The following is a 3,703-nucleotide window of genomic DNA, read 5'->3' as shown; positions in this document are numbered from 1 at the left end:
GCGCGTCTCGTGGGCTCGGAGATGTGTATAAGAGACAGTCTCAAAACAAAGCAGGCACCCCGGCCCTCGTCCGTACGTATTCTCCGCTGGGCGAGCCGTAGGCGCCGCGCACCGATGCGCTAAAGTGACGGCTTGAAATTGGTGCTATATTTAGCTCGAGTTGTTAAGTGTTAGTACGGGAGGCTGATATGGGGCTGTTCAAGAAGAAAAACCCGCAGGATGCCTTTGATCCCGATGTGTTTACCATCACGGATACGATTTTGGACCCGCCGCGGTTTACGTTTTTGCCGGCTATCTACCAGGATGCCACGCGTCGCAAGTGGGCCGTACATCAGCGCGGCGGCGAGCCGAAGATTTTTGACTATGCGGACGTGTTGCAGTGCGAAGTGGCCGAGGCGGGCGATCCGGAGGCCGATGAAACGGTCTCTAAACAGGAATTTGCCCAGCGTATTCTGGCAAATCCCGCTAAGGCGGCAAAAATGAACGCTGCCAAGCGTAATATGTGTCTTGGTATGGGCGTTGTTGTGGCGGTTCAGACGGGAAAAGACGAGGTTTCCAAATTAGAGATTCCCGTTATGACCGACGAAGTCAAACGCGATTCAAGCCTATATAAGTCGTATCGGAATGTCGCCGAGAAGATCAAGGCCGAATTTGATGCCATGGGAGGGCTGGTCTAATTTTGGCGGCATACGTTTCTGAATGAGGAGTCTGTGCAATGGCAGGCGAATCTTATGCAATTCCCCCTAAAGATCGTGCTGTTGAGGGAATTCTATGGTATATCCAGCACCATCAGCTTGCCGGCGGCGATCGCCTGCCGGCCGAGCGCGTGCTGTGCGAAGAGATCGGCGTTTCGCGTACGGCGTTGCGCGCCGGTATCACGCGGCTCATCTCGTGCGGAACGCTCGAGAGCCGTCGCGGATCGGGTACGTATGTGTGTCCTCCTAAGCCGCTGAACATCTTCCAGGAAACGTATAACTTTTCCGATGCCGTGCGGACTGCCGGCCTGCATCCCTCTTCTCGTCTGGTTTCCACCGAGACCATCGAGGCGGATAAGACGCTTGCCGACAAGCTTGGGGTGGCTATAGGCGCTCCTTTGCTCCGCATGCAGCGCGTTCGACTTATTGAGGGCGAGCCGGCGTCAATCGAGACGGCTCACGTTAACCTGTCCCTGTGCCCATCGCTTCCCGAGCACGATTTTGAGTGCGAGAGCCTTTACGATGTCTTGCTCAAAGAAGGTGGCGTGCGTGTTGAGCATGGACGTGAGCATATCTCCATCTCGCGTTTGAACGCCGAAGAGGCCGAGCTGCTCCAACAAGAAGAGGAAACGCCGGTGTTCTATGAGAGCACGATCGAATTTGATAAGGACATGCGTTTTGTGGAGCATTGCAAATCGGTGATTTTGCCCACAAAGTTCCGCTTTGCCGATAACGGCGAAAAGAACGGCATGAGGAGCGTGGCAGGTGAACAATGGCTGAAACAGTAGATGCCACCCCGGTTTATATGCGCATTCGACGCCGCATCGAGGAGCGTATCGAGCGCGGTATATATCCCACGGGTTCCATGATTCCGTCCGAAAAAGACCTCGCTGAGGAATTCGGTACGACACGCTTGACCATCCGAAGTGCTGTCGATGAGCTGGTTCGGCGTGGGCAGATTCGACGCGTCCGCGGAAAGGGCGCGTTTGTGGCACAGAAAGTGCCCGTTGCCTACGAGCGAACGGGAGGCTTTCGCGAATCGGTTCGTGCTTCGGGCGGCGAGCCGTCCGTCCGTATCCTCGCGCGTTCCAAGCGTTATGCGGGCCCATATTATGCCAACCTGTTTGGCATTGCCGAGGACGATTTGCTGTATTCGATTCGGCGTTTGAACTGCGTCAACGGCGATCCCGTATCGATTGAGACGGCGTTCATCCCGTGCCTGCTGTTCCCCACAATCGAAGATATTGACGTGTCGGTCTTCAGTTTGTACGAGACCTATGAGATGTTGGGCCGAAAGCCGGTCATGGCACAGGAAAAGCTCGATATCGAAGCGCTGGGCGCGCGAGATGCCGGCCTGCTTGGATTGGAGCAGGGCGATCTTGCCTTGACGCTGGAGTGCGTGAGCTTCGATGCGAGCGGCCAGGCGATCGAGTACGTCAAGTCGTTTAACCGCGGCGATGCGGGTGGATATACCTATACGTACTAGCTGGTTTTTTGCATAACGGGCTGAAAAGCTGACGGAATTTTGATTCGTTGAGCAGACTACATATACAACCTTTCATGGCTCAAAATCGACCGTTCGCCGATGGGGATAAATTAATCGACAAAGAGGTATCAAAAAGCCGTAACCTGTAATTGTGATTGGTATCAAATACTAATGATTTGTTACGAGGTGAGACGATGAAGATGCTCGATTACGTTCAGCTTGCCCATGTGCGTATGGGAGCGAACCTCGAGCGTTCGTCTGAGCTGGTAGCGCAGCTCGTTGATATTATCCAGTCCGGTTCTTTTGACGCGCTGCGCATCGTTGCTTCGGGTTCGTCGCGCCATGCCGCCGATTGCGCCCGAGATTACCTGCAAGATGCGCTGCAGATGCAGGTGTCCGTTGTGACGCCCGAGGCCTTCGTCGATTTTGAACACACCTATCCGCAGCATGCGCTCAACATCGCCGTCTCGCAGAGTGGCTATTCGACCAATACGATTGCAGCGCTCGATTACATGCGTGCACACGATATGGCAGCAGTTGCGCTCACGGCAAACGTCGAGGCGCCCATCAAGGAGCACACTGATATCGTTCTTGACTACGGTGTGGGCGTCGAGTCGGTGGACTTTGTGACGCTGGGCGTCGAGGTCCTCGTTGAGTACCTGGTGCTCTTTGGTATTTACGGCGGTCAGGCGCGCGGAACGATTGACGCCAAGGGCGTTGCCCAGCGTTTAGACGACCTGCGCGAGGCTATCCATGCCAATGCCGTGATGTGCAAGACCGCCGAGGCATATGTCCAAGACCGCATGCTCGAGCTTTCTGAGCACATGCCCGCCATGGTCGTCGGCAACGGCCCCAACTATGGCGTTGCCGAAGAGGCGGCCCTCAAGCTGAGCGAGACCATCAAGATTCCTGCCATGCATCACGAGGGCGAGGAGTTCGTCCACGGTCCCGAGATGCAGATCGTTCCGGGTTATCTGGTGTTTATCGTCGACGATCCGCAGGGGTCGGAGCGTCTTGCGAATATCGCCGATGCGCTGTCGAACGTTACGGCAAAAACGGTGCTGCTCACGGCCCATCCCAGGGGTAGGGCTCACGAGGTTGCGGTGCCTCAGGTGGCTCCGCTGCTCAGCGCAATTCCCAATCTTGTGTTCTTCCAGACGATTGCGGCCATAATCGCCGAGCGTCTGAAGTCATGGGACGTGCACCCGTATCTCGATGCCGTCTCCAAGCAAATGGAGGTCAAGGCAGAGGGCTACGAAGAGTCAGTCAATGCGCTTAAGGCCAAAGCGGCTGAGTGTTACGGAATGTAAGCGGGTTTTGATGCCCGTTGGCATGGGGGATGTGGAGACAACCCCAGAAAGGAGAGACAAATGAAGGAAACCGAGAAGATCGAGATCATGCATTTCGACCAGGAGGGCTACCTAGAGGACGGCAAGGCGCTCTACGAGACCGGCAAGAAGATGACCGCGCTCGCCGACAAGGTCGCCGACGAGGGCTACGACGCCGTGTTCCTGATGGGCGT

Annotated in this window: 4 protein-coding genes; all 4 read left to right on the top strand. The window is 55.9% G+C overall.

Features of this window, described 5'->3' with window-relative positions:
- Positions 1–188 precede the first annotated feature (188 nt).
- The 4 genes from PMW67_RS09595 (at position 189) to PMW67_RS09580 (ending at position 3,491) form a co-directional block, all read left to right on the top strand.
- Positions 189–677 carry a hypothetical protein gene (locus PMW67_RS09595; RefSeq protein WP_271739689.1) on the top strand — a complete coding sequence of 163 codons (489 nt, stop codon included), beginning with the start codon at positions 189–191 and terminating at the stop codon, positions 675–677.
- Between the two features lie 38 nt (positions 678–715).
- A complete protein-coding gene (locus PMW67_RS09590) occupies positions 716–1,483 on the top strand; it encodes a GntR family transcriptional regulator (RefSeq protein WP_117736887.1) in 768 nt (255 codons plus the stop codon).
- Positions 1,468–2,181, top strand: a complete 714-nt coding sequence (locus PMW67_RS09585) for a GntR family transcriptional regulator (protein ID WP_099432289.1) — start codon at positions 1,468–1,470, stop codon at positions 2,179–2,181. The genes PMW67_RS09590 and PMW67_RS09585 overlap by 16 nt, the downstream gene beginning before the upstream one ends.
- A gap of 194 nt (positions 2,182–2,375) precedes the next feature.
- Entirely contained in the window at positions 2,376–3,491 is a 1,116-nt protein-coding gene (locus PMW67_RS09580) for an SIS domain-containing protein (protein ID WP_271739688.1), read from the top strand.
- Positions 3,492–3,703: the final 212 nt, after the last annotated feature.

This window comes from Collinsella aerofaciens, assembly GCF_028209395.1.
Taxonomy (GTDB): Bacteria; Actinomycetota; Coriobacteriia; order Coriobacteriales; family Coriobacteriaceae; genus Collinsella; species Collinsella aerofaciens_AZ.
Note: the sequence above shows the minus strand (reverse complement) of the source record. Positions and strands in the feature narration are given on the sequence as shown.

Bases quoted from the DNA above. Each gene is read 5' to 3' on its own strand.
- PMW67_RS09590 (WP_117736887.1), top strand. From the start codon at position 716: ATGGCAGGCGAATCTTATGCAATTCCCCCTAAAGATCGTGCTGTTGAG.
- PMW67_RS09585 (WP_099432289.1), top strand. From the start codon at position 1,468: ATGGCTGAAACAGTAGATGCCACCCCGGTTTATATGCGCATTCGACGC.
- PMW67_RS09580 (WP_271739688.1), top strand. From the start codon at position 2,376: ATGAAGATGCTCGATTACGTTCAGCTTGCCCATGTGCGTATGGGAGCG.
- PMW67_RS09595 (WP_271739689.1), top strand. From the start codon at position 189: ATGGGGCTGTTCAAGAAGAAAAACCCGCAGGATGCCTTTGATCCCGAT.